Origin of the sequence: Dyella sp. AD56 (assembly GCF_002878475.1) — a bacterium.
In the GTDB taxonomy this organism is placed as follows: Bacteria; Pseudomonadota; Gammaproteobacteria; order Xanthomonadales; family Rhodanobacteraceae; genus Dyella.
Window position 1 is genome coordinate 129679 of the sequence record NZ_NRDP01000007.1, and the last position, 25374, is coordinate 155052.

At 63.0% G+C, this 25374-nt stretch carries 27 protein-coding genes and 1 tRNA gene; 18 read left to right on the forward strand and 10 right to left on the reverse strand.

Annotated features, from left to right (window positions below; translation table 11 throughout):
* Positions 1-15: 15 nt before the first annotated feature.
* The 4 genes from dusA to DyAD56_RS06695 all read left to right on the forward strand — a co-directional run bounded on the left by dusA (position 16) and on the right by DyAD56_RS06695 (position 3483).
* On the forward strand, positions 16-996 hold the full coding sequence (gene dusA, locus DyAD56_RS06680; RefSeq protein ID WP_102302160.1) for a tRNA dihydrouridine(20/20a) synthase DusA: 981 nt from the start codon (positions 16-18) through the stop codon (positions 994-996).
* A gap of 183 nt (positions 997-1179) precedes the next feature.
* Entirely contained in the window at positions 1180-1413 is a 234-nt protein-coding gene (locus DyAD56_RS06685) for a hypothetical protein (protein ID WP_233202313.1), read from the forward strand.
* Positions 1413-2105: a response regulator transcription factor gene (locus DyAD56_RS06690; RefSeq protein ID WP_102301970.1), complete on the forward strand. Its 693-nt coding sequence runs from the start codon at positions 1413-1415 to the stop codon at positions 2103-2105. Before DyAD56_RS06685 ends, DyAD56_RS06690 begins: the two co-directional genes overlap by 1 nt.
* 46 nt (positions 2106-2151) lie before the next feature.
* Positions 2152-3483 (forward strand): ATP-binding protein, encoded by a 1332-nt coding sequence (locus DyAD56_RS06695; protein WP_233202328.1) that lies wholly within the window; start codon positions 2152-2154, stop codon positions 3481-3483.
* 59 nt (positions 3484-3542) lie between these two features.
* Here DyAD56_RS06695 and DyAD56_RS06700 read toward each other — a convergent pair whose 3' ends face one another.
* Both DyAD56_RS06700 and DyAD56_RS06705 read right to left on the reverse strand, forming a co-directional pair.
* Entirely contained in the window at positions 3543-4310 is a 768-nt protein-coding gene (locus DyAD56_RS06700; protein WP_102301971.1) for a M90 family metallopeptidase, read from the reverse strand.
* 11 nt (positions 4311-4321) lie between these two features.
* Complete coding sequence (locus DyAD56_RS06705; protein ID WP_102301972.1) at positions 4322-4633, reverse strand: hypothetical protein; 312 nt, start codon at positions 4631-4633, stop codon at positions 4322-4324.
* Positions 4634-4880: 247 nt separating this feature from the next.
* Between DyAD56_RS06705 and DyAD56_RS06710 the strand changes: the two genes are divergently transcribed.
* The 4 genes from DyAD56_RS06710 (at position 4881) to DyAD56_RS06725 (ending at position 7518) form a co-directional block, all read left to right on the forward strand.
* On the forward strand, positions 4881-5849 hold the full coding sequence (locus DyAD56_RS06710; protein ID WP_102301973.1) for a biotin--[acetyl-CoA-carboxylase] ligase: 969 nt from the start codon (positions 4881-4883) through the stop codon (positions 5847-5849).
* The gene (locus DyAD56_RS06715; protein WP_102301974.1) at positions 5846-6604 is read left to right on the forward strand and encodes a type III pantothenate kinase; all 759 of its coding nucleotides are present in this window, start codon (positions 5846-5848) and stop codon (positions 6602-6604) included. Before DyAD56_RS06710 ends, DyAD56_RS06715 begins: the two co-directional genes overlap by 4 nt.
* A 39-nt stretch (positions 6605-6643) precedes the next feature.
* Positions 6644-7393: an SPOR domain-containing protein gene (locus DyAD56_RS06720; RefSeq protein WP_102301975.1), complete on the forward strand. Its 750-nt coding sequence runs from the start codon at positions 6644-6646 to the stop codon at positions 7391-7393.
* Between the two features lie 49 nt (positions 7394-7442).
* A tRNA-Thr gene (locus DyAD56_RS06725) sits at positions 7443-7518 on the forward strand.
* A gap of 139 nt (positions 7519-7657) precedes the next feature.
* Here the strand turns inward: DyAD56_RS06725 and DyAD56_RS06730 are convergent.
* Entirely contained in the window at positions 7658-8218 is a 561-nt protein-coding gene (locus tag DyAD56_RS06730) for a hypothetical protein (protein ID WP_102301976.1), read from the reverse strand.
* Entirely contained in the window at positions 8215-9210 is a 996-nt protein-coding gene (locus DyAD56_RS23540) for a hypothetical protein (protein ID WP_146010452.1), read from the reverse strand. Before DyAD56_RS23540 ends, DyAD56_RS06730 begins: the two co-directional genes overlap by 4 nt.
* Before the next feature lie 374 nt (positions 9211-9584).
* On the opposite strand from DyAD56_RS23540, the gene DyAD56_RS06740 reads away from it, so the two are divergent.
* From DyAD56_RS06740 to DyAD56_RS06765, 6 genes are all read left to right on the forward strand, one after another.
* Entirely contained in the window at positions 9585-9854 is a 270-nt protein-coding gene (locus DyAD56_RS06740; RefSeq protein ID WP_146010453.1) for a hypothetical protein, read from the forward strand.
* Positions 9855-10164: 310 nt separating this feature from the next.
* Entirely contained in the window at positions 10165-10503 is a 339-nt protein-coding gene (locus DyAD56_RS06745; protein WP_233202314.1) for a rhodanese-like domain-containing protein, read from the forward strand.
* A gap of 38 nt (positions 10504-10541) precedes the next feature.
* The gene (gene rocF, locus DyAD56_RS06750; RefSeq protein WP_102301980.1) at positions 10542-11456 is read left to right on the forward strand and encodes an arginase; all 915 of its coding nucleotides are present in this window, start codon (positions 10542-10544) and stop codon (positions 11454-11456) included.
* A 34-nt stretch (positions 11457-11490) separates the two neighbouring features.
* Positions 11491-12858 carry a tryptophan--tRNA ligase gene (locus tag DyAD56_RS06755; RefSeq protein WP_102301981.1) on the forward strand — a complete coding sequence of 456 codons (1368 nt, stop codon included), beginning with the start codon at positions 11491-11493 and terminating at the stop codon, positions 12856-12858.
* A 34-nt stretch (positions 12859-12892) separates the two neighbouring features.
* Positions 12893-13219, forward strand: coding sequence for a hypothetical protein (locus DyAD56_RS06760; protein ID WP_102301982.1), 327 nt, complete (start codon positions 12893-12895; stop codon positions 13217-13219).
* A gap of 14 nt (positions 13220-13233) precedes the next feature.
* Complete coding sequence (locus DyAD56_RS06765; RefSeq protein ID WP_102301983.1) at positions 13234-13875, forward strand: DUF6348 family protein; 642 nt, start codon at positions 13234-13236, stop codon at positions 13873-13875.
* 24 nt (positions 13876-13899) lie between these two features.
* Here DyAD56_RS06765 and DyAD56_RS06770 read toward each other — a convergent pair whose 3' ends face one another.
* Together DyAD56_RS06770 and DyAD56_RS06775 are read right to left on the reverse strand one after the other, a co-directional pair.
* Positions 13900-14283 carry a VOC family protein gene (locus tag DyAD56_RS06770; protein ID WP_102302162.1) on the reverse strand — a complete coding sequence of 128 codons (384 nt, stop codon included), beginning with the start codon at positions 14281-14283 and terminating at the stop codon, positions 13900-13902.
* A gap of 114 nt (positions 14284-14397) precedes the next feature.
* Positions 14398-16092 (reverse strand): tetratricopeptide repeat protein, encoded by a 1695-nt coding sequence (locus DyAD56_RS06775; RefSeq protein ID WP_146010454.1) that lies wholly within the window; start codon positions 16090-16092, stop codon positions 14398-14400.
* A 288-nt stretch (positions 16093-16380) separates the two neighbouring features.
* Between DyAD56_RS06775 and DyAD56_RS06780 the strand changes: the two genes are divergently transcribed.
* Positions 16381-16785 (forward strand): globin, encoded by a 405-nt coding sequence (locus tag DyAD56_RS06780; protein ID WP_102301985.1) that lies wholly within the window; start codon positions 16381-16383, stop codon positions 16783-16785.
* 151 nt (positions 16786-16936) lie between these two features.
* Here the strand turns inward: DyAD56_RS06780 and DyAD56_RS06785 are convergent, their stop codons facing one another.
* From DyAD56_RS06785 to pdhA, 3 genes are all read right to left on the reverse strand, one after another.
* Positions 16937-18316: a dihydrolipoamide acetyltransferase family protein gene (locus DyAD56_RS06785; protein WP_102301986.1), complete on the reverse strand. Its 1380-nt coding sequence runs from the start codon at positions 18314-18316 to the stop codon at positions 16937-16939.
* Between the two features lie 76 nt (positions 18317-18392).
* Complete coding sequence (locus DyAD56_RS06790) at positions 18393-19373, reverse strand: alpha-ketoacid dehydrogenase subunit beta (RefSeq protein WP_102301987.1); 981 nt, start codon at positions 19371-19373, stop codon at positions 18393-18395.
* A gap of 3 nt (positions 19374-19376) precedes the next feature.
* Positions 19377-20462, reverse strand: a complete 1086-nt coding sequence (pdhA, locus tag DyAD56_RS06795; RefSeq protein ID WP_102301988.1) for a pyruvate dehydrogenase (acetyl-transferring) E1 component subunit alpha — start codon at positions 20460-20462, stop codon at positions 19377-19379.
* Between the two features lie 208 nt (positions 20463-20670).
* Between pdhA and DyAD56_RS06800 the strand changes: the two genes are divergently transcribed.
* The 3 genes from DyAD56_RS06800 (at position 20671) to DyAD56_RS06810 (ending at position 24753) form a co-directional block, all read left to right on the forward strand.
* Positions 20671-21525, forward strand: a complete 855-nt coding sequence (locus DyAD56_RS06800) for a tryptophan 2,3-dioxygenase family protein (RefSeq protein ID WP_199178911.1) — start codon at positions 20671-20673, stop codon at positions 21523-21525.
* Positions 21526-21603: 78 nt separating this feature from the next.
* Positions 21604-23112, forward strand: coding sequence for an oligopeptide:H+ symporter (locus DyAD56_RS06805; RefSeq protein WP_102301990.1), 1509 nt, complete (start codon positions 21604-21606; stop codon positions 23110-23112).
* A 132-nt stretch (positions 23113-23244) separates the two neighbouring features.
* Positions 23245-24753, forward strand: coding sequence for an oligopeptide:H+ symporter (locus DyAD56_RS06810; protein WP_102301991.1), 1509 nt, complete (start codon positions 23245-23247; stop codon positions 24751-24753).
* Positions 24754-24824: 71 nt separating this feature from the next.
* Here DyAD56_RS06810 and DyAD56_RS06815 read toward each other — a convergent pair whose 3' ends face one another.
* A complete protein-coding gene (locus DyAD56_RS06815; RefSeq protein WP_233202315.1) occupies positions 24825-25283 on the reverse strand; it encodes a MarR family transcriptional regulator in 459 nt (152 codons plus the stop codon).
* Between the last annotated feature and the right edge of the window lie 91 nt (positions 25284-25374).

Consider the following 25374-nt stretch of genomic DNA (forward strand, 5'->3'; position numbering starts at 1 on the left):
GCTAAAATGCGCCGCATGCATAGCCTTGCCCCCACCGACGTTCGCCTCACCGTTGCCCCCATGATGGACTGGACGGACCGGCACTGCCGGTACTTCCACCGTCTGCTGTCCCCGCATGCCCGCCTGTACACCGAGATGGTGACCAGTGCCGCGCTGGTGCGTGGCAAGCAGCTGCGCCTGCTCGAACACAGCCAGCAGGAGCACCCGGTAGCGTTGCAACTGGGCGGCAGCGAGCCGGGGGAATTGGCCATCGCCGCGCGCTATGGCGCCGAGGCGGGCTATGACGAGATCAACCTCAACGTGGGCTGCCCCTCGGATCGCGTGCAATCCGGCCGCTTCGGCGCCTGCCTGATGCGTGAGCCCGCGCTGGTGGGTGACTGCGTCAAGGCTATGCGCGACGCGGTGGGCGTGCCGGTGACGGTCAAATGCCGTATCGGCGTGGACGATCAGGACGACTACGCGGACCTGCAGCACTTCACCGAGACGATGATTGCCGCGGGCGTCGAGGTACTGGTGGTGCATGCCCGCAAGGCGTGGCTGCAAGGCCTGAGCCCGAAGGAAAATCGCGAGATCCCGCCGCTGGATTACGAGCGGGTCTATCGCCTCAAGCGTGAATTCCCAGGGTTGGTGATCGTCATCAACGGCGGCATCACCACGGTGGAACAGGTACAGGCCCATCTGGAACAGGTGGATGGGGTGATGCTGGGCCGGGCGGCTTACCACGACCCCTACATCCTGGCTCAGGTCGAGGCCGCGCTGTATGGGGAACCCTTGCCGACCCGAGAGGACGTGCTCCTGCACATGCGACCCTATATCGAGGCCGAACTGGCCCGTGGCACGGCGCTCAAACACATCAGCCGGCACATCCTGGGCCTGTACCAGGGCGAGCCGGGTGCCCGCGGCTTCCGCCGCCGGCTGAGCGAGGGGGCGCACTTGCCGGGGGCTGGCTGGGGTCTGATCGAGGAGGCCATGGCGCCAACCCAGGTTGCCGCGTGACCGTTCAGGTTTATCCGGTCAATATTCAGGCCCGAGTCCATAGTCTGAACGACGATGGAAACCGTCCCCGCAGGTGTTACGGGCTTGTTTAACAAAATGAAAACAATCCTGCGCCCTTTGGTCTGGCTGCTGGCGTGCTCGACGGGCGCAAGCGTCTGGGCGGCGCAATCCAACGAGCCAGCTATGTCGTTAGAGCAGGCCGTGACCCAGGTACAGCACGAGACCGGCGGCAAGGTATTGTCCGCCAGCACCGTGCGTCGGGGTCGCAGTTCGTTCGAACATCGCGTCAAAGTGCTCACGCCGACGGGGCACGTACGCGTAGTGACCGTAACCACGGATGCCAGCAAGGGGCCGGCTTCCGGTGATCCGACCAAGAACCCGTCCACTGACGGTGGAAGCAACAAGGAGAAACACTGATGCGCATTCTTTTGGTTGAGGACGAGGCGCCGTTGCGCGAGACCCTCGCCGCACGCCTGAAGCGCGATGGTTTTGCCGTCGATGCAGCCCAGGACGGCGAAGAAGGCTTGTACATGGGGCGCGAAGTGCCCTTCGATCTGGCCATCATCGACCTGGGCCTGCCGAAGATGTCAGGCATGGACCTGATCAAGGCGCTGCGCGAGGCCGGCCAGCGTTACCCCATCCTGATCCTCACCGCCCGCGGCGGCTGGCAGGACAAGGTGGAAGGCCTCAAGCACGGCGCCGACGATTACCTCGTCAAGCCGTTCCACGTCGAAGAACTGCTGGCGCGCATCAACGCGCTGGTGCGCCGCGCCAGCGGTTGGTCCAAGCCCGTGCTGGCCTGCGGCCCGATCAAGCTGGACACCACCGCGCAGACGGTGACCGTGGAAGGCAAGGTGGTCGACCTGACCAGCTACGAGTACAAAGTGCTCGAATACCTGATGCTGCACGCTGGCGAGCTGGTCTCCAAGGCCGACCTGACCGAGCACATCTACCAGCAAGATTTCGATCGCGATTCCAATGTGCTGGAGGTTTTCATCGGCCGCCTGCGCAGGAAGCTGGACCCGGAAGGCAACCTCAAGCCCATCGAGACGGTACGTGGACGCGGATACCGCTTTGCCATCCCTCGCAGCGAAGCCGAAGACGAATGATTCGCCCCCGCCGCGCCGCCCGTTCTCACTGGCGGCGCGTGCGGCGTTGGCGACCGGCTTCGTGCTGGCTGCATTCCTCGGCGTGGTCGGCCTTACGCTTATGCGTACAGCTGCCGATAGTTCGCGCAAGGGACTGCAGGATCGTCTTCAGAATTTCGTCGTAGCCTATCTGGCGGGCACTGAAGTCGGTCGCTCCGGCAAAGTGTTGCTGCCCGACACGCCACCCGATCCGAGTTTCTCGCGACCGGGTTCGGGTCTTTACGCCGTGACCATCGGCGACGGCGGTTTCAAATGGGAATCGCCGTCGGCCATCGGGCGCGACTTCGCTTTCCTGCGTCCGCTAGCGCCGGGCGAGGGCGAGTTTGTCGGCCCCGTCGATACGCGCATGGGGCGCTTGTATTACTACATCTACGGCGTAGCGCTCGATACGTCGGAAAAGAAATCGGTGCACCTCACCTTTATGGTGGCGCAGACCGAAGACCAGCTTGAAGGCCGCAACGCCGTATTCCGACGCAGCCTTGTGTTCTGGCTGGCCTCGCTGGGCGTGATGCTCATCCTGCTGCAGCTCTTGCTGCTGCGCTGGAGCCTGACGCCCTTGCGCAAAGTGGCCAACGAGATGTCGCGCGTGGAGCGCGGCGACCGCGAGCATCTGGGCGACCAGTATCCGCAGGAGCTCACGGGTCTCACCGAGCGCATCAACGCCTTTATCGATAGCGAGCGCGAACAGCGCGTGCGCACACGCAACACGCTGGCCGATCTTGCCCACAGCTTGAAAACGCCGCTGGCGGTGATCCGTTCGGGTCTCGAAAGCGATTCGCCGGATCTTCGCAACCAGGTGCTGGAGCAGGTACGCAAGATGGACGAGCTGGTGGCATATCAGCTCGCGCGCGCCGCCACCTCAGGCCGCCAGACTTTCGCCACCACCGCCATTCCCATTGCGGGGCACGCGGAAGATCTGGTGCAAAGCCTGGAGAAGGTCTACGCCGCCAAGAACGTGCTGTGCGAATTCGATATCGACGACAACGCCTCGTTCTACGGCGAGCAGGGTGACCTGCTCGAGCTGATGGGCAATCTGCTGGAAAACGCCTTCAAATGGGCGAGTCACCGCGTGCTGCTGGTGGTGAAGATGCGCCCGGTGGCGGGACGCCAGCGACCCGGCCTGTGGCTGAGCGTGGAGGACGATGGTCCGGGTATCGACGACGACAAGATCGAGAGCGTGCTACAGCGTGGCGTGCGTGGTGATGAGCGCGTACAAGGGCACGGAATCGGCTTGTCGATCGTGCAGGACATCATTCGTGCTTACGGTGGCGAGCTCGTGGTTGACCGGTCGCCGGAGTTCAATGGGGCGCGGTTTAGTGTGAAGTTTCCGCCGGGTTGATGGTTGGGGTGAGGAGCCAATCTAGCCTCACACCCCAATTTAGACGGCCAAACCCCATCTCACCCCGGTGCCGACGAAGGCCCGTAGTACGCCTGCAGCAAATCCGCCACCACCGCATCTGCGCGGCGCAACGTCGCCGGCTGTGACCAGTGCAGTTCGCTCACCACGGCGAAGAACTCGTCCGGGCTTTCTGCGCCGTACGGGTCGATCAAGGTCTCGCGCTCGCGCGCCACATCGTTGGATAGCCGGTCGAAGGCTCGTTGGAACGCGACGATCCACTGGCGTCGAGGAATATGTGGCGGGAGCACCGGCACGCCGTCGGGTGGCCCGTCGAGCATGTCGAGTTTGTGGGCTATCTCGTGCACGACCAGGTTGTAGCCATCCCATGGTTGGGCCAGGTCCAACTGCACGTCTGCCAGCGAGAGCACCAGCGGACCGCGTTCCCACGCTTCGCCGATCAGTACGTCGTCGCTTTCGGTCACTACGCCGCTGCGGTCGTCATGGTGGCTGCGTTTCACCTTGAACTCGCCGGGATACACCAGGATGTCGCGCCAGCCTCGCAGCGACTTCGGCCCTTGTCGCAGCACCGGCATGCAGGCCTGCATGGCGATCAGGGTGCACATGTCGTCGCTCAGTTCGGCATCGGCGAGTGCGTGAAAGCGCTTGCGTGCGAGAAACACACCCACCAGTCGGCGCAGCTCCTGCTGACGTTCGCCATCCAGCCGTTGCGCAAGCGGACAAGCGCACAGCGCTTTGCGCCAAGGTTCATCGGCAAGCGGAGGAGGCGTCAGGTAGGCGCGGAGGCGCCGCCACCAGGCAGCGGGCACGGGTACTGGAGTTACTGGATGGAGCCCGGCAACAACGACTGCCAGCCGACGCGGTTCTGGCGACCGCGCGCCCCACGGGCAGGGGTGTTCTGCGGGCAATTGTCGCCGGACGACGACGAGGATGAACTGGGTGCGGTTGTGGTTTCGCGCGGCAGGCCCAGGGCGTCGCCGCCACTGCTGCTGCCTGCGCCTTCATGGTTGGAGTTGCTGTCCACCGTGCGCTGCATCGAGCCCAGATCCTGGCTGTCCGCGTCCATGGCCGATGCAGCACTCAGGCTGCCGACACACAGAACACATCCAAACAAGCTCTTCCCGAAACCCATGGCGGTTCAACCCCTTGATCCGCAATCCAAGATCCCGATGCTGGCAGAAAAAAGGGGGCGATACCAGTGCCACCTATTTCGACCTTACGGAGCCCGCGAGTCCCAGAAGTCATGCGACTTACAGTGCGCTGACGCTGCGAGGCGTCGCGCCGGCAAGCTAGAATTATTGGATGTCACGTCCTATCTCCCTGTTTCCCTTTTCCTGCGGGCGCTGCCGTCGTGGCGTGTCGGCCCGGGACGCCGCGTAATGCAGGCGCAGGAGCTGCTGGTCGCGTTGGCGGATGGCGGTATGGTGTCCGGCGCCCAGCTTGCCGAGCGTGCGGGTGTAACCCGCGCCGCCATCTGGAAGCAGATCGAGGCTTTGCGGGCGCGCGGCGTGCCGGTGGAATCACGCGGTACGGCGGGTTACTGCTTGCCGTGGCCGGTCCAACTGCTCGACTTGCCCGCGCTGAAGGCCGCGCTGCCTGCCACCGTGCGCAAGCGCCTCGGCACGCTGGAACTGCATTGGGAGATCGACTCGACCTCGAGTGAGATCCAGCGCCGACAGGCGGATCTACCTGACATGAGCATGGTGCTTGCAGAAACCCAAACCGCAGGTCGTGGCCGCCGTGGTCGCCGCTGGCTGTCGCCGCCGGGGCTCAATGTCTACCTGTCTTGCCTCAAGCGCTTCGACGCGGGTTTCGCTGCCTTGTCCGGGCTGTCGCTGGCAGTGGGCGTGATCGTGATGCGCACGCTGACCTCGCTGGGCATCGAGGGCGCGGGCCTCAAATGGCCCAATGACGTGCTGAGCGACGCCGGCAAGCTTGCTGGCATCCTGGTCGAGCTGGGCGGGGAATATCAGGGGCCGTGCGCAGCCATTATCGGCGTGGGCCTCAATGTGCGGCTTACCTCGGCCCTGCACGAACAGGCGGGTCAGCCGGTGAACGACCTGACGACACTGGCCGGCGCGGCACCGGATCGCAACCTCGTCGCCGCCGCATTGGTCACGGCTCTGGCCGAAGGATTGGAACAATTCGAGCGCGAAGGCTTCGCCGCCTTCGTCGAGGAATACGCTCGCTACGACCTGCTGCATGGCAAAGCGCTGCGCGTACAGGGTGCAGCCGGCGTCCTGGAAGGCGTCGGCGCGGGTGTGGACGAGCGCGGTGCGCTGCTACTGCAAGCCGACGATGGCCTGCATCGTATCGATAGCGCCGACGTCACGGTGCGTCGCGCATGAGGCTGCTGCTCGATCTCGGCAACACGCGTCTGAAGTGGGCCCTGCGTGATGGCGCGCAGTGGCACGCGCAGGGTGCGGTGGCGTGGAACGATGACGTGGTGCTCGCCCTGCACGACGCATGGCGCCACCTGCCCGTGCCGCATCACGTGTTTGGTGCCTCCGTCGTGGACGGTGCGCGCGAAGCGCAAATCGCCGCCGTGGTGTCTACCCGCTTCGAACGGACGACGACCTGGCTACGCACGCCTGCCGAAGCTTGCGGCGTGCGCAACGCGTATCCCGAACCCGGTCGCCTGGGCGTGGATCGTTTCCTTGGCATGGTGGCCGCCCGCGCCGAAGGGCTGGCGCCATGCGTGCTGGCTGGCGTCGGCACCGCGCTGACGCTAGACGCGCTCGATGCAGACGGAAAACACCTGGGCGGATTGATCGCGCCCGGACCGCAGTTGATGCAGCAGTCGCTGTTGGGCGCCACCGCGCGCGTACTGGTCGACCGGCCGGGCAGGGTGCTCGAAGCCGCCGACAACACGCCCGATGCCGTCGCCTCCGGCTGCTGGCAGGCCGCTGCCGCGCTGGTCGAGCGCTTCGTGGCGCACATGTCAGCGTCGCTGGGCGGTGCGCCGCAGTTGATCCTGGGTGGCGGCGACGCGGAATCGCTGGCACCGCTGATCGCCCTGCCGTCACGGCTCAGCCAGGACAGCGTGCTGCGCGGATTGTCCGTGTGGTCGGACGCACATACACCTGTCGAGCAGTCTCTCTAAAATGGCTGCTCCTTCGCCGCTCGCCTGATCGGATCGCCGATGTTCCTGCGCCTGCTCTTTGTCCTGCTGATCGCACTCAATATCGCAGTGGGCGCATGGCTATTGCTCGGCCAGGACGACGTGCACGGTCGCGCCGCCACCGATAGCGGTGTGCCGGAACTGCACCTGCTCAGTGAGCGTCCGGCCGCGCCATCGTCGTCTTCGACACCCGCGTCACCCGTATCGTCTGCCGCCACGCCGTCGACGGCTGCCGCGCCTTCTGCCCCGGCCTCCAGTCCGACACCGCAGGCACGCGCGCCCGAGCCGGCACCCGCGCCGCCGCAACCGCCGCGACCCAACACCTATACCTGCATGGCGCTGGGGCCCTTCGCTACACAGACGGATATGCGCAACGCCCGCGTCGCGCTCACCAACCAGGCCGCGCGTATGCGCTCGCGCCAGGAACAGACCACCCAGACCGCCGGCTGGTGGGTCTACCTGCCGGGCGGTGGTAGCCGCGACAAGGCGCTGGAACTCGGCCGCCGCCTCGCCGCCGCCAACGTGGGCGACTACTTCGTCGTCGGCCAGGGTGACCAATCCAACACCGTCTCGCTGGGCCTGTTCAAAGACCCCGCCAACGCCCGCCGTCGCCGCGAACAAGTGGTCGCCGCCGGCTTCCCCGCGCAGATGACCGAGCGCACCGAAACCGTGCCCGAGTATTGGCTGGACGTGGTCATCGCCGACAATGGCCACGCCGACTGGCGCAACCGCGTCAAGGGCGTCGGCTCCCACAGCACCGGCTGCTTCTGATCCACCTTTGGCGCTCAGCCACACAGGCCTGCTAGACTTGCCACCCTTCGCCGGTATAGCTCAGTTGGTAGAGCAACTGATTTGTAATCAGTAGGTCGCGGGTTCGACTCCTGCTGCCGGCACCAGATAAACAGAAAGGCTTGTGCGGACTTGGTCTGCGCAGGCCTTTTTTGTTGGGGCGAGTGCGGCCATCCCAACGGCTACGAAATTTGCTGGCCTGCTTTGTGGAAAGTGAGCCTGACCCCGTTTTTGGTTGTAGCCCGTTTACTCTCGGCTAGCCGGATAGTCAGATGGAATAAAGCTATTCGGCGCTGCTTTCCAGCCTATATATCTTCCGCAGCGCGGATAGGTCGCCGTGCCATCGTCGTGAAGAACATAGGGGAGAATTCGGCGCGAACCGTCAGCCTGCTGCTCGATGCAGAACACGCTTAAAAAGAGCCCTTCATCCCATCGTGAGGGTTTGTCGCCGCTACGCACGATGAATTCATATGTCGCGCCCGCAACTAACGGATGCCCCCCGCCTTCTTGTCTATATCCGTTTAACGTCGTTCCGTAGGTAATGCACTCTCCCGGCTTTAGTATGAATGCCTTACCGCTAGGTTGCCTGACTATCGCCCATTCTTCCGGCGGCCACTCGCCATCAAGCGGCCCAACTGCAGCACCGAGAAGTGGCAACGCTTCATTGTGGATAGGCAAGCAGGCGGCTGGGACGTTGCCGGCTTGCTTGATAGTCAACGACGGCAAGCCTTTGGGCGCATCCTGTCCTGCGGCGTTGCGCGCGATAACGACCCACAGCGCAATGGAAATCAGGCAGAAGCGCTTCATAGATTCACGTTCGGTAAGTGACGGGGATCGGTCGGGTTAACGAACGGCTGCATCACCTGATAGAGATATGCCGGGTGCGTGTGAGGATTGTAGGCAGATTGAGCGCGCCGATAGATACAAATCATGTAGTAGTCAGACATCAAATTGCCTTGCTGCTCCATGTTGAAATCACTTAGACGACTATTTGGTGTCAGTGTGTAGCTATAGGCGGATGCCCCGTGAATTGTCACCGTCAACGCCTTGCGCTTCACCGGGTAATCCATTTGGAATTGCCAGACGTGAACCATTTCGTGCATGAATAGACGCCTATCTGCGTCTGTGCCCTGTGAGTAATCGTCCCGATAGATTTTGGAAGGCATGAACATTTCGCCGTTTGGCGTTACTGCTGTATCGCTGTCTTGAAACCCCAAAAAAAGCAACGTTCCACGATTGTGAATCTTTACTTCTGAGTAGTCGACACCATCGCCGAACACTGTTCGCGCGATGGCTTCTTCGCCGGCCGTTAAGGCGCGGGCTCGGCCTTTAGGCACGGGTAGACGGGTAACGGCGGGTTCGGTCGTTGTTTTGGCAGTGTAAGCAAACACATTGCTGCCAGCGTCTAAATAAATTCGCTCGCCATCTGTGCTGTCTAAAGGGGCATCGCAGCACGGTAATGTCCTAGCCTGGGCTGGCGACGTCAGCGTGACGCGCTGAACGGCTAGCGGTCGCGCAGTGCAAATTATCGCAGTTAAACCATTGGCATCTGTCGCGCCACACTCGCGCGTTCCGTCGCTTAGTATTGCCTCATAGGGCAGATTCGGCACGGGGCCGCCGTCGCCCTCTCGCACAAGCTGCAATTGTGCGTAGTAGAGATTTGGGTCATATATCGATGACGGCGGCGGCGCGGGCTCAGGGTGCGGCGTCGGAGGATTGGCGCGCGCCTCAGCTTTGCGGGCCTCATTTCTGAGCCGGCATGGCATACAGACAGCATAGTGATCTTCCATTGAGGCCATTGCGCTGCGCTCCTTTGAAAGGTCTTCTAATACAGCCGTGCACCCGCAAAGACAATTGGACAAATCTTGAATATCGCCACCAGGGCGAAGGTAGCGCTGTCGAGCAAGAACGGGGTCAGGTTCACTAATCATTCTTGCTGACTTGGTATGCGTGGCGTGTATTTATTTCGAGATACTCGCGGTTGTGAGCCCAGCTATGTTGGCGATACTCACTACTTGGCGGCGAGAGTGCGTAGACATTGGCAATGAGCTGGCTCTCTGAAAGCACTGCCACTCATTCGCTTTGATCGATCTACGTTCCAAGTACACGTTTCCTTGATCTCGGCGTAGACCGTTCGGCAGAGTGTTCGAAGTGCTTTTGCGCTGGCATATATGTGCGCCACCAAGGATTGTGGGGCTATGCCGTGGCGAGATCGACGCATCGGTTCAACCATGCTGGATCGACATTTCACTACGAGCTCACCATTACCAAGACACCGGCTGACTTGGCTTATATCGCCCAAGTCTGGCGAGACGGTGATCGCTTCGGGTTTGTGCACGACACCATTGTTCGGGATGGCGCTGCGGTCGAGCGGTGGTCGGATGCATCGGTTGAACTGATCGCTGCGATCCACGCGGAAGGGAAGATTCGCGGCATGGTGTAGAGGGGCCGACATCGCGGGCGTCAACTTCGCGTAGGTTGCGCCAGGCACTTCCGCTTGGCGAAGCACTGACAAAGCAGTTTCCTGTTGCCGAGTGCTTCCAGCTCTCGCTGGCATAACGGGCGATCTCCAGCACCCGGCGGGGAATATTGGGTGCCTTTGACGTTACTATGGGCGGTGGCCGGGCTTCCGGCTTGCCCATTACTTCATGATATTCAAGGTGTTGGCGGTGTTTCAGCGCGTTTCGCCAGGCCAGGGGACACGGTCCCGCAGGCTCAGGGCCATCCTGCTTGCAGGGTGGTTGTTGGTGGGCATGCGTAGTGCCATGGCGGCGGACGCGCCGATCGGTGCCGCGCAACTGCTGCAACGCCAGCAGACAGGACAGGCGCCGGTGTTGCTGGATGTGCGCCATACCGACGAATACGCCGACGGCCATATCGCCGGTGCGCTCAATATCCCGGTCGAACAGCTGGCCAGCCGCGCGGGCGTGCTGGGCGTGCCGCGTGACAGTGAGATCGTGGTGTATTGCGTCTCCGGGAAACGTGCCGCGAAGGCACAGCAGACGCTCACCGACCTCGGTTATTCCCACGTGCGGGTGCTGGATGGCAGCCTGAATGGGTGGCGGCAACGCCATCTGCCTCTGGCACACTAAGACGTCTCGTACTTCCCGTTTCCACACTGCAGGTTTTCATGGTCAACAAGGCACTTTCCCTGATCGGCGTTCCCACCGACATCGGTGCGGGGCATCGCGGCGCTTCCATGGGTCCGGAAGCATTGCGCGTGGCCAATCTGGCCGCGAGGCTCACGCGGCGTGGGCTGGACGTGGTTGACCGCGGCAATCTGCAGGGACCGCTCAACCCGTGGCAGCCGCCGGTAGATGGCTATCGCCATCTGCCGGAAGTGGTCGCCTGGAACCAAGCCGTGCATGAGGCGATCTACGCGGAGCTGGCCGATGGCCGCCTGCCGATCATGCTGGGCGGTGACCATTGCCTTGCCATCGGTTCCATCAGCGCCGTGGCGCGCCATTGCCGCGACACGGGCAAGACGCTGCGGGTGCTGTGGCTGGATGCGCACGCTGACTTCAATACGGCGGAAGCCACGCCCTCGGGCAATATCCACGGCATGCCGGTGGCCTGCCTGTGTGGCAACGGGCCGAAGGAACTGATCGAGATGGGCGGCCATGTGCCAGCCACTTCGGCGGCGGTGTTCCGTCAGATCGGCATCCGCTCGGTGGACGAGGGCGAGAAGCGCCTGGTGCGCGAGTCGCAGGTGAGCATCTTCGACATGCGCCATATCGACGAAGTGGGCATGAAGCGCACGATGGAAGAAGCGCTGGCCGGCATCGACGAGAACACGCACCTGCACATCAGCTTCGACGTGGATTTTCTCGACCCGAGCATTGCGCCGGGTGTGGGCACCACGGTGCGCGGCGGCCCGAACTATCGCGAGGCGCAGCTCTGTATGGAGATGATTGCGGATACGGGGCGTGTGGGTTCGCTCGACATCGTCGAACTCAACCCCGCTTTCGACAAGAAGAACCAGACCGCGCGTCTCGCAGTGGATCTGGTCGAATCGCTGTTCGGCAAGTCCACGCTGATCCGCTGATAACAACAAACAATAACGATACGAAGAAGAGAGTATGAAGACCCGCGTACTTACCGGCATCACCACCACCGGCACGCCGCACCTTGGCAACTACGTCGGCGCCGTTCGCCCGGCCGTGGCCGCGAGCAAGCGCGACGACGTCGACGCGTTTTACTTCATGGCCGACTACCACGCGCTGATCAAGAGCGACAATCCGGAGCGCATCGAGCGTTCGCGCCTGGAGATTGCCGCCACGTGGCTTGCCGCCGGGCTCGATCCGCAGAAGGTCACCTTCTATCGTCAGTCGGACATTCCGGAAATCCCGGAGCTGACTTGGTTCCTTACCTGCGTCACCGCCAAGGGTCTGCTTAACCGCGCGCATGCGTACAAGGCTTCCGTGGACAAGAACACGGAAGCGGGTGAAGACCCGGATGCCGGCGTCACCGCGGGCCTGTACATGTACCCGGTGCTGATGGCGGCGGACATCCTCGCGTTCAATGCGAACAAGGTGCCGGTGGGGCGCGATCAGATCCAGCACATCGAAATGGCGCGTGATATCGCACAGCGCTTCAATCACATCTACGGCCGCGAATTCTTCGCGCTGCCGGAAGTGGTGATCGAGGAGCAGGTGGCGACGCTGCCGGGCCTGGATGGCCGCAAGATGTCCAAGAGCTACGACAACACCATTCCGCTGTTTGCGGGTGGTCAGAAGCATTTGCGCGACGCGATCATGCGCATCGTCACCGACTCGCGCCTGCCGGGCGAGGCAAAGGATCCGGACAGCTCCTCGCTGTTCACCATCTTCCGCGCGTTCGCCAGCGAGGCTGAATCCACCGCGTTCCGCGAAGCACTCGTCAACGGGCTGGGCTGGGGCGAGGCGAAGCAGGTGCTGTTCGAGCGTCTGGAAGTAGAAATTGCGCCGATGCGCGAGAGCTACGACGCGTTGATTGCGCGCCCGGCAGTGATCGAGGAAATCCTGCACGAAGGCGCCAAGAAGGCGCGCGCCATCGCGGGGCCGAAGGTTGCCGAGCTGCGTGATGCCATCGGCCTGCGTTCGGGCTCCTCGGTGGCGCCGCAGGCGACTGCGTCCAAGACAGCCACCGCGAAGGGCGGCAAAGCGCCGCGCCTTGCAAGTTTCCGCGATGCGGATGGTAGCTTCCGTTTCCGCCTGTTCTCCTCGGAAGGCGAGGAGCTGCTGTTGTCGCGCTCGTTTGCCGATCCCAAGGCAGCCGGCGCCATGCAGAAGCGCATCAAGGATCTGGGCAGCGCAGCGGCTGTAGTGCAGGTGCTACCGCAGGCGTTGGTGCTGGAGATCGATGGTGAGGAAGTCGGCGCTACGCCCGCTTATGACGGCGAGCAAGCGCGCGACGAAGCACTGGTTCGCCTGCGCGGCGCGCTCGACCAACTTGCCGCGCAGGAATAAGGGGGCCTACGGCCTTCAGGGAGTGAATTGACGCATGCGTTACCTGGCCATTCTGTTGCTGGCGCCCTGGCTGCTGATTCTGGGGTGGGCCTTCTGGGCCTATCCCAAGAGCCTGCCGCGCACGCGTCTGCGTCGTTGGTTCGACGTCGCTGCACTGTTGCTCGCTGCTTTCGCAGCAGTGGAGTGTGCGGGCAGCGCGTTTGATACTGCCGCGGTGCCTGCGGTGGGCCAGTACGGCCCGTCCAGCGGCGCCATCTGGCAGCAGGTACTGCCGGCGCTGTATGGCTATGGGGCATGCGTGGTGGTGTTGGTGCTGGCGCTGATCGTGCGTCAGTTGGTGTGGCGCCCTCAGGCGCATTAAAGGCGGAAGCAGTCATGCAAGATTCGGATCTCCAGCGATACCTCCTGCGTCTGTTCGAGCGTCACGACGTCGAACTGGAGCCGGACGAAGAATGGCTGATGACGGACGGCGATTTCCCCGCCGTGCGCGCAAGCTGGTTTGAAGGCGCAGCCGGTGAGCCGGGGCGTCTGGACGTCGATGTGGTGCTGAGTGAAGACCGCCATATCGAAGAGAGCTTTGCGGGCGTCGGTGGTGGCGAGGCAGGCTGCCTCGATGCGCTGCGCGCGTTCGAGGAAGGCATCTTCCACGTGCTGCTGGCGGCATGCTGGTACGTCACCGACGACCGTCGCATGACCTTGTACGGCTGGGATTTCGGCATACGCACTTGGGACGTGTTCGTGGGGCCTTGGTTGTCGAGCAAGGACGGCGTTGAACCGCCTTCGGAACTCATGCCTGCGCTACGTGCCGCGTTGCAGGATGCAGCGCTGAATCCTGAGCTGCACTGGGTGCGCCTGTTCTATCGTCGTGGCGATGACGGCACGGTTAGTGCCGAGGCGCTGCTGGACAACGCCCCGTGGCCTGCGGGCGACCGGTTGCTCGCATCGTTGCCGTGGCAAGCGAGTGAGCAGGGCTACAGCGTGCGTGGGTTTATCGCGCTGGATATCCGCGACTACTGATGCTGCTTCGCCGAAAGGCGCGCATCATTCCCAGCGATTGAGGTGTGGTCCGAAGCGTTCGCGTTGCGGACGCACCACGCAGAAGCGGTGCCCGCTCGGCGCCTCCATCACCCACCAGCGATCGCGCACGAAGGCGACGCGCGTGGCGCCGAGTTTCTCTAGCCGCTCGACTTCGGCCTCCAGGTTGTCCGTCTCGATATCCAGATGCACGTGGCTCTCATGATCCACGCGCTGCAGCAGGATGATCGGTTCGTCGTCCTCGGTGGCGAGTTCGGCGTACTTGCCGTCACCATCCTGATCGAGGGTGACGATGGATTTACCCAGAGCGTGACTCCAAAACGTGGCCGCCTTGCTGAGGTCATCGGTCTTGCAGTCGAGCACGAGGGTGCATAGCCGGCTGTGATGCATGAACGACTCCGATGGCGACACGAGACTGTCGTATAGCGGCTGCAGGGTCGATACCCCGTCAATCTGCATGGATCGCCGGAGGGCGCGGCGATCAGGCCGAGGCTTTCCACGGGCTCACGGTATTGCTGCCGGCACGGCGTCGAAAGCCATGGTGAGTCGATGTTCGTCGGTGGCACCGGTGAATGGCACGGTGCCATGCCACATCCACGATGGAAACAACACGATCATGCCGGGGACGGGTTGCACGTAGTAATCGGCGCCCAGCGCAGGTCGTGTCGCAAGGCCTGGCTCGCCGAATTTCAGCCATCCTTGTCCACCGCCTTGGTTCACTGCCTTGGGCATCTGCACGTAGCACGCCGACGAGAGCCAGCCTTGGCCGTGATAGTGACTGACGTGATGGCCTTGGGACTTCAGGCGCACGGACCAGAGACCCGCGAGGCGGTAATGACCCGTTGAGCGACGGTGCCAAGCGGTATCGCCGATTCCCAGCGCGCTTATGTAGCGCCGCAGAGCGCCGTTCACCGCCTTGGGAAACGCACGTACGGCCGGCATCTCAGTTTCCGTGGTGCGATGTTCGACCTGCGTTCCGCCGCGAACGCTTAGCTCAAGCGGTTCGGCCAGCAACTCATGCTCGTGGCGCAGTTCGTCGGCCAACGTGTCCAGATAGTGCGGGAGGCTGGACCAGCCGTCCGGGACGTCGAGCATGCAGCTTCGTACGAGCGACTCGTAGTCATGGAACGGTAGGTGACGTGGATCGCCGAGCAGTCGCCACGCCGCAGCCCGCAAGGCGATCGCGTGATTGTCGTGCGGGTTTCCCTCTAGCAGGCGTTGCGCGACGTGGGCAGCGATTTCCGGATGGCCGGCAGCGAGCATCGCGTCACCATAGAGCCCGATAACGCCGGTGTGGCCGGGAGCCAGTTGCATGGCATGCGTTGCGTGCTGCGCTGCTCGCGCGGGGTCGATGGTGATCCACAACTTGATGGCAAGGATGCGCAGCGGCAGATGGTTAGGGTTCGACGGTATCCATTGCTCAATTTGTTCCAGCGCCTCCTCGCGATCGCCTGCCGCGAACAGCATGCGGGCTCGCAGCAAGCGAAGGTCCATCGCGCGGCTATCGCGGAGTTGCAGCAATGCGCGATCGACTTCCACCAGCGCTGCCGATACATCACGCGTGCGTAGCCAGATCAGTTCCGCCAACGATATGTGCGTGCCGATGTTCCATGGGGAGTGCTTCAGGGCGCGGCGGTACTCCGCTTCGGCGTCGCCGTAGCGATGCATTTCGTACAGCGAGCGCGCCAGTACGGATCGGCTCCCTGCATGGTCCACCCCGTGGGTGATGGCCATCATGGCCGAGGCATGGGCAGCTCGGCTCTGGCCATCCTGCCCCAAGGCGACAGCAAGCCCGATATGCGCGTTGCCATTGTCGGGTGCGGCGGCGAGGGCGTACTGGAAGGCGACGATGGCGTCCTGTCGCTCACCCATCTCAAGAAGGATCTGCGCGCGCAGGAGCAGCATGGCGGGTGAAGTGAACGCCGTAGCAGTGGACTGACTGTTGATCAGTTCGCGCGCTTCGCGCAGCTTGCCCTGCGCCAGAAGGGTTCGGGCGAGCAGCGCGATGATGGATACATCGGCATGCCCTTGGGTGAGTGCATGTCGAAACAATCGCTCGGCGTCCTGCCACCGTCGCTGAAGAAGAAAGGCTTCACCCTGAGCGAGTAGGTGGACAACCTTGCCTGTGGCTGTCGCATTTTCCGGTGCCGCATCGGACGGCCGAAAAGGAGCGTGCTCAACCGATCGTTGCTCATCCATGAACACGTCCGTCAAAGGTGGAGGGAGAGGGGCAACCTTCCTTCGCCACTTATCGTTTTGTCAGAGCAGTGTGAAGACGAGCGGGGTGAGCGTATATCTGCCGAACGATGTATCTGCCTAATAAATTGCGTTAACGCGAACGGAAGCGAGTCGGCATGGCCAGAACGTAGAAGTACCGGCGCGCCACAGGTGCGACGTTCCTGGTCACATCGTCGCGACTATGTGCCTCAAGGTTACCTATGGCGACAGATGCTAGTTTTCGGCGCTGAGGTATCGCACGGAAAAAGCATGAGCGACACGTTCGACGATCTGCAGACGAGCTATGGCCGTTGCTTGCAGCATGGGAAATTCATTGCTCGTTTCTACGAGATATTCATGACCAGCCATCCGGATGTGCCGGAGCTGTTCAAGGACACCGACTTCAGTAAGCAGTACATCGCGCTGCGTCGGGGCATCAGCGCAGCCATCGCGCACGCGGGTGGCAGCACGTTGACCAAGCGCACGATGGAACAGATGACCTGCGCGCATAGCCGCAGTGGCCATGCGCCGGTGCCGCCGGCGTTGTATCCGTATTGGACGGAGGCGTTGCTCGTGGCTATTCGCGAGCACGATCCGGCGTATGACCTCGCACTGGAACAGCGCTGGCGTAAGGCGTTGGATCACACGATGAATTATTTCGTGCAGCGGTATTGAGTGCTCCTCACCGTTTATTCCCCTCACCGTCATTCCCGCGAACCCCACAAAAGGGGCAAGGGCCGGAATCCAGTGCCTTTCAGCGACACATGAGCGAGAACAAAAAAGCCCCGGCATGACCGGGGCTTTTTTTTGTTCAACGTGACTACGCTCAGTTCGGCGCGGACAGATCGTCCAGCAACGCCTTGAGGAAGCGGGCAGCTTCGCCACCGGTGGCAGCGCGGTGATCGAAGGTGATCGAGATCGGCATGCGGCGATGCACTTCGATGCCACCCATCACGGCCACCACGTCATGGCTCAGCTTGCCGGCGCCGATGATGGCGACGCACGGCGGCACGACGACCGGCGTGGCGTAGCGACCAGCGAACATGCCGAAGTTCGACAGGCTGATGGTGTAGCCCGACAGCTCCGACGCCGGAATGGTGCGATCTTCCACTGAGGTACGCAGGCGCTTGATGGCGGCGCGGATGCCGGCACCGTCGAGCACGTCGGCGTTGCGCAGGGCCGGCACGAACAGGCCTTCCTCGGTGTCCACGGCAATGCCGATGTCCACATGCGGATGCAGCGTGCGGGTGAGGTTCTTGCCGTCGAACCAGGCGTTGAGCGCCGGCACGGCCTTGCACGCAACCACGATGGAGCGGATCAGGCGGGCGGTGATGTCCTGCTTGCCGATCCAGGCGTGCAGGTCGGCGTCGTCCACCAGCGTGGTCGGGACCACCTGGGCGTGGGCGTCGGCCATGACGCGCGCCATGTTGCGGCGAACGCCCTTGAGCTGTTCCGGCTGGCCGCTGGCCTGCACGCTCGGCGGGGCCGTGCGCACCGGCTTGCCGGCGAGCGAGGTTGCCGTGCGAGCCGGCTCCGGCTCGGGCAACTGCGGGGCAAGGTGATGACCGGCGGACGCCGGCACGCTACGGGCCGGCGCGGCACCGAGTGCGGCACTGCCGTTGGCGGCGGCGTTCTTCACGTCGGCCATGGTGACCACACCGTCAGCGCCCGTCGGCTTGACGCGAGTCAGGTCGACCTTGAGCTTCTTGGCGAGCGCGCGCACGGCGGGTACGGCCTTCACGCCGCCGACGCTGCTTGCCTGTTCCACATGCACGTGGCTGCCGGAGACCATGGCGCCGACGACGGTGCCTTCGTCTTCGCGATCGCTAGTGCCGTTGTCGATCTCGCCGCCTTCATCGGAGGCAACAACCTTCTTCGGCTCGGCAGCGGCACTGCCGGCGCCCTTCTTCGGGCCGTGGTGATGGCCAGTCGATTCGGCTTCCGCACGCTGCTTGGCGTTCGGGTCGGGTTCGAACTCGGCCAGCGCGGCACCGGTTTCGATAATGTCGCCGGCGGCGCCGTGCAGCTTGGTCACCTTGCCGGTGTACGGGGAGGGCACGTCGACGACGGCCTTGGCGGTTTCCATCGAGCACAGCGGTGCGTCGAGCTTGATGGTGTCGCCTTCCTTCACGTGCCACTCGACGATGGTGGCGTCGGGCAGGCCTTCGCCGAGGTCGGGTAGGTAGAAAGTCTTGATGTCGGCCATGAGTTTAATTCCGTGGTCAGGCGGAGAATTTCATAGTGCGATGTCCCGGCATGGCCGGGACATCGGGTGCATGTTCTTAGCTGGCTGCCAGCGCGCGCTTGGCGGCGTCCACCACGCGTTCGGCACTCGGCATGTACTTCATTTCCAGGCGGAACAGCGGGATGTGCGTGTCGTAGCCGCTGACGCGTTCGACCGGTGCGAGCAGGTCGTACATGCATTCTTCGGCAAGACGTGCGGCGATTTCCGCGCCGAAACCCGCAGTCTTCGGGGCCTCGTGCACGATCACGCAGCGACCGGTCTTCTGCACCGATTCGGCGATCGTGTCGAAGTCCAGCGGGGTGAGCGTGGCGACGTCGATGACTTCCGCGCTGATGCCTTCTTCGGCAAGTGCGTCGGCCGCTTCCAGCGCTTCCTTCACCTGTGCGCCCCACGAGACGAGGGTGACGTCGGTGCCGTCGCGCAGCACGAAGCACACGTCGAGCGGCAAGGCCTCGCCGTCATCGGGCACTTCTTCCTTGTACTGACGGTAGATGCGCTTGGGCTCGAAGAACATCACCGGATCCGGATCACGGATGGCGGCAAGCAGCAGGCCGTAAGCACGCGCCGGCGACGACGGCATCACCACGCGCAGGCCCGGGATGTTGGTGAACAGATGTTCGTTCGCTTCCGAGTGATGCTCCGGCGCGCGAATGCCGCCGCCCCAAGGAGCGCGCCACACGGCCGGCACGGTGATGCGGCCGCGCGTGCGGTTGCGCATACGCGCGGCGTGGCAGGCGATCTGCTCCATCATCGGGTAGATGAAGCCTTCGAACTGCGCTTCGGCCACCGGCTTCATACCCTGGGCGGCGAGGCCCACGGTGACGCCGGCAATGGTGGTTTCGTCCAGCGGCGTGTCGAGCACGCGCAGTTCGCCGAACTTTTCCTGCAGGCCCTGGGTAGCGCGGAACACGCCGCCGTTGACGCCAACGTCTTCGCCCAGCACCACGACGCTGTCGTCGTGCGCCATTTCATACGCAAGAGCCTGGGTGACGGCTTCGATAAGGGTGATCTGTGCCATGACTTAATGGGCCTTCTTGTCGAGCTGGATGGCGAGATCGCGCTGCTTGGCGAGATCGGCGGGGACTTCGGCGAAGATGTAGTCGAACATCGCCGTGACGGGCTGCGTCTTGGTCTCGAGGTAGGCGTTCACCTCGTTGTCCATCCAGTCGTCGCACTCGGCCTTCCAGGCTTCTTCCTTCGCGTCGTCCCACACACCCTTGGCTACCAGCCAGTTGCGCAGGCGCTTCATTGGCTCCTTCGCCCAGGCGTCCTTCACTTCCTGCTCGCCGCGGTAACGGCGTGCATCGTCGGCAGTGGTGTGGTCGGAGAGGCGGTAAGTGACCAGCTCCAGCACGCTGCCACCCTGGCCGTTGCGTGCACGGTCCAGCGCGTCTTCCATCGCCTTGCGCACGGCGATGATGTCGTTGCCGTCCACCTGGATGGAGAACAGGCCCGCCGCAATACCCTTCTGCGCCAGCGTCGGCGCACCCGTCTGGATCTTGCGCGGCACCGAGATGGCCCACTGGTTGTTGACGATTACCGCGACCATCGGCAGGTTCTGCGCACCGGTGATGTTGATGGCGCCGTAGAAGTCGCCCTTGGACGAACCACCGTCACCGATGGTGCACACGGCTACGCGCTTCTCGTTGCGGATCTTGAACGCCAGTGCGGAACCGGCGGCATGCAGGCACTGCGTAGCGATCGGCACCGACCACGCGAAATCGTGGCGAGCCGGTTCCTTCTGGTAGTCGTTGCCGCGCTCGTCGCCGCCCCAGTACATGTACACCTCGCGCGGCTGCACGCCGCGATAGAGCTGTGCACCGTATTCGCGGTAACTCGGCGCGAACACGTCCTCGGGCTTCATGGCACTGCCGATGCCGACGTGGGCGGCTTCGTGGCCCAGACAGCTGGCGTAGGTGCCGAGCTTGCCGGTGCGCTGCAGGGCGACCGACTTCGCGTCGAACACGCGGGTCGATAGCATCAGCTTGTACAGCTCAACCATGTGGTTGAGATCTTTGGCAAATTCAGGCAGATCGTCACGGACCTGCTTACCTTCAGCATCGAGATACTGGAGGTATTCGATTTCAAACTTGGCGGCGATGGACACGACTCGCTCCTGGAGTGAGTAATGGTAGGGATTGGGGTGCCGGGGCGTCGGCGGCCCATCCAGTGGGGCCAGCAGCGGACGTAAAGCCCTGAGCAAGAGCAAAATTGTTACAGGCGGGCATGTTGCGCCGCAAGGCACGGTGCAGCATGCGCCCTCGTACGGGGTCGGCCTTCACACGGGTTACCATGCGACCTTTTCCGCACCCCGGATCGATATGACCGAGAACCAGCGCGACCTTGAGGCCGGCATCGAACTCGACCTGAACGGACGACTGACCTACGGCGGCTACCTGCGGTTGGACCAGTTGCTGACGGCCCAGCAGCCGCTGAGCGATCCGCCGCATCACGATGAAATGCTTTTTATCGTGCAGCACCAGGTGGCGGAACTGTGGATGAAACTGGTCATCCACGAGCTGAAATCGGCTGTGGCGCATCTGCGCCGCGATGAGATCGATCCATGCTTGAAGATCCTGGCGCGCGTGAAGCACGTGCAGCGCCAGTTGTTCGAGCAGTGGGCGGTGCTTGAAACGCTGACGCCTTCCGAATACCTGGAATTCCGTGGTGTGCTGGGCACGTCCTCGGGCTTTCAATCGTTGCAGTATCGGCAGATCGAATTCCTGCTGGGCAACAAGAATGCCCAGATGTTGCAGGTGTTTGCGTACGATCCTGCGGCGCAGGCCGCGCTGCGTGAGGTGCTGGACGCACCGAGCCTGTACGACGAATTTCTGTGCTATCTCGCGCGCCGCGGGCATGCGGTGCCTGACGAGCTGACGCAGCGCGATTGGTCGCAGCCTTATAAGCGGCATGAGGGTCTGCTGCCCGTGCTCAAGCGCATTTACGAAAACCGAACGACATTCTGGCCTGAGTACCACATGTGCGAACAACTGGTGGATGTGGAAGGGAGTTTCCAGATGTGGCGTTTCCGCCATATGAAAACCGTGGAACGGATCATCGGACATCGGCGCGGCACAGGTGGTTCCTCGGGCGTGTCGTTCCTCAAGAAGGCGCTGGACCTGGAGTTTTTCCCGGAGTTGCTGGACGTGCGCACCGAACTGGGCGCCTGAGCCAGGTTCCCACTTTCTTTCGCCAACCCAACGATGTGACGGCGCCTAGCGCGCCGTTCTGCTTGCAAAGGGGCATGCATGAGCAACACCGCCGAGACCGCACCCGCGTCCGCACCCGATTTCCCGCAGATGCTGGGGCATCCACGGCCGCTGTGGATGTTGTTCATGACGGAATTCTGGGAGCGCTTTGCGTTCTACAGCGTGAGCTGGGCGCTGGCGTTGTACATCGTGGCGCACTTCTTCCATGGCGATCCGGCAGGCGAAGCCTGGGCCAGCAAGATTTATGGCGCCTATACCGCGCTCATCTATGCCACCAGCATCTTTGGTGGTTTCGTCGCGGACAAGGTCATTGGCTACCAGCGTTCGATCCTGATCGGCGCGCTGGTGATGGCGTTGGGCTTATTCGTCGTGATGTTGCCGAGCAAGGATTTGTTCCTGCTGGGCTTGGCGATGGTCGTGGTGGGCAATGGCCTATTCAAGCCAAACATTTCTTCCATGGTCGGCCAGTTGTATGGCCCCAAGGATGAGCGTCGCGACCGCGGTTTCACCTTGTTTTATATGGGCATCAATGGCGGTGCGCTGCTCGCGCCGCTGCTGACCGGCTGGTTGGCGGGTTATTTCACAGATACACCGACGCAGGAAAACTATCGCGTGGTGTTCGCAGCGGCCGGTGTCGGCATGGCGTTGAGCCTGCTCTGGTTCTGGTTTGGTCGCCGCGGCCTGAAGAACGTGGGTCGGCCTGCGCCGGAGGCCGCCAGCCGCATGCGCGTGGTGTGGGTGCTGCTGGGTGTGGTGGTCGCGGTGCCGCTGGTCTATCTGCTGCTCGCCTTTATCGGTGCGAGCGGCCTGCAGTGGCTGTTGAGCCTGTTGTTTGTCGGCGTGGCCGCGATGCTGGTGGTGGAGGCGGTGCGGCACGATCGCGTGCAGCTCGATCGAGTGATCGCGATGCTGATCATCTTCGCCTTCAACATCCTGTTCTGGATGATGTATTTCCAGCTGGGTACATCATTCAACTTCCTCGCCGCGAACATGGTCGATCGCGAGATGTTCGGCGGCTGGATGTTCCCGGTGGGCTGGTTCCAATCGGTGAGCCCCGTGGCGATCATCCTGCTGGCGCCCTTGGTGACCCAGGTGTGGGCGCTGCTGGCCAAGCGCCACCAGGAGCCCTCGATCCCGCGTAAGTTCGGCCTGGGGCTGGTGTTCAACGGCCTCGGCTTTACCGCACTGATGTATGCCCTGACGTACTCAGTCAACAGCCACGGGCTGATCCCGTTCTGGCCGCTGACCGCTTGCTACGTGCTGCAGACTGTCGGCGAGCTGTGTCTGTCGCCCATCGGCCTGTCGATGGTGACCAAGCTGGCGCCGCCGCGCGTGGTAGGTGTGGCGATGGGCGGCTGGTTTCTGTCGATGGCCGTCGGTGGCAATCTGTCCGGCCTGTTGGCGGGAAAGATCAGTGGAGAGAGCGGCATGACGGCGGCGTCCGCGCTGGCGGGCTTCACCTTCAGCTTCTGGCTGCTGGCGGGCGCAGGTGTGCTGCTGCTGTTGATTTCACCGCTGATCAACCGTTTGATGCATGGCGTGCGCTAAGAAGCGGCCCGATGCGGGACCAGGGAATGGTGCGGTGCATTTGACGGGCCTGGGCGTGGCCGGTTACATGTCCCGATTCGCAAAAACTTTCGACCGGCACGCGAGTGCCCTTCCTGTCTTCATGGGGTTTGCATGAGCGAGACCAACACTGCCACCGCACCGTCGGTGCCCGATTACCCGCAGACCATGGGGCATCCGCGTCCGTTGTGGATGCTCTTCATGACGGAGTTCTGGGAGCGCTTTGCGTTCTACGGCATGCGCTGGGCGCTGACGCTGTACATCGTGGCGGAGTTCTTCAAGGGCGACGCTGCGGGCCAAGGCTTCGCCAGCCGCACCTACGGCGCCTATCTGGCGCTGGTCTACGCGGCGGCGGTGTTTGGCGGTTACGTGGCGGATCGCGTCCTTGGCTATCAGCGCTCGATCCTGGTCGGCGCGGTGGTGATGTCGGCCGGCCTGTTCATGATCATGCTGCCGAATGAGCAGATATTCCTGCTCGGCCTGTCCACCGTGATCGTGGGCAACGGCCTGTTCAAACCGAATATCTCGTCCATGGTGGGGCAGCTTTACGGCGTGAGCGACGCGCGTCGCGATCGCGGCTTCACTCTGTTCTATATGGGCATCAACGCGGGCGCGCTGTTCTCGCCGCTGTTGACCGGCTGGTTGGCCAGCCACTTCACCGACACACCCATGGAGCAGAACTACAAGCTGGTGTTCCTGGCCTCGGGCATCGGCATGCTGATCAGCCTGGTGTGGTTCTGGATCGGTCGCCGTCAGTTGAAGGGCGTGGGTCGCCCGACCGCGGACCAGGCGAACCGCATGCGCGTGCTCTATGTGTTGATCGGTTGCGTGCTGGCGATTCCGCTGGTGTACCTGGTGATGGCCAAGGCCGGCGCCATCGTGCTGCAGTGGATGCTGAGCGCGCTGTTCGTGGGCTTGTCGCTGCTGCTGCTGGTGGAAGGCTTCCGCGAGGGCAAAGTGCAGCGCGACCGTGTGTTCGCGATGCTGATCATCTTCGTGTTCAACGTACTGTTCTGGATGTTCTACGAACAGGCCGGCAGCTCGTTCAACTTCCTGGCACAGAACATCGTGGACCGCGAGATGTTCGGCGGCTGGGAATTCCCGGTGGGCTGGTTCCAGTCTGTCGCGCCGCTGGCGCTGGTGCTGCTGGCGCCGTTCGTATCGCTGGCGTGGGGCTGGCTCGACAAGCGCAACATCGAGCCGTCGATCCCGCGCAAGTTCGGCCTGGGTCTGTTGGGCAACGCGGTGGCCTTCATTGTGCTGATGTACGCGCTATCCAGCCTCGTGGACAGTCGTCACCTGATTCCGTTCTGGCCGCTGGTGTTGGTCTACGTGCTGCAGACCCTGGGCGAGCTATGCCTGTCGCCGATCGGCTTGTCGATGGTGACCAAGCTGGCGCCGGTGCGGCTGGTGGGCTTTGCGATGGGTGGCTGGTTTCTGTCCACCGGCATCGGCAACAACCTGTCGGGCATCTTCGCCGGACATGTAAGTGGCGAGACCGGCATGACGGTGGCCTCTGCCCTCAGCGGCTTCACCTTCAGCTTCTGGCTGCTGGCTGGCGCCGGCACCTTGTTGTTCCTGATCGCACCGCTGATCAACCGCCTGATGCATGGCGTGAAGTAAGGAAGACGCCCCTTTAACTCGTCATTCCCGCGAAGGCGGGAATGACGGGCAAAGAGAGTGGTGTCTGGGGATTACTTCGGCTCGATCGCCTGCAGCTTGTCCAGGATGCGCAGCAGCCAGGTGCGTTCCTCTTCGTCCAGCTTGGACATCAGGTTGCGCTCGTGCTCGCGGGCCATGGGCGCCACCACTTCGTGGATGGCCCAGCCGGCCTCGCTCAGGCCCAGCACGGAGCGGCGCTTGTCGCCGTCGTGCGTGGCGCGGGTCACCCAGCCGGTTTCCACCAGTTTGGACAGGGCGCGGCTCACGGCCACCTTGTCCATCAGGGTGCGCTCGGCCACTTCACGGGCGGAAAGACCGTCGAAGCGGGCCAGCACCGCCATCACGCGCCACTCCGTCATGCTGAGGTCAAACCGGCGTTGATAATCGTCGGCAATCGCCTGGCTGACCGCGTTGGAGAGGATGGACAGCCGGTAAGGCAGGAAATTTTCCAGCTCCAGCGGGGCATGGTCAGGATGGTGTTCTTCAGCCACTGCTGCGACGCTCCTTGCAAATGGTTTCATATGTAACTATAACGCGAGGATTATGAGGATGGTCGCACGCTTGGGATGCCCAGGCGTAGGC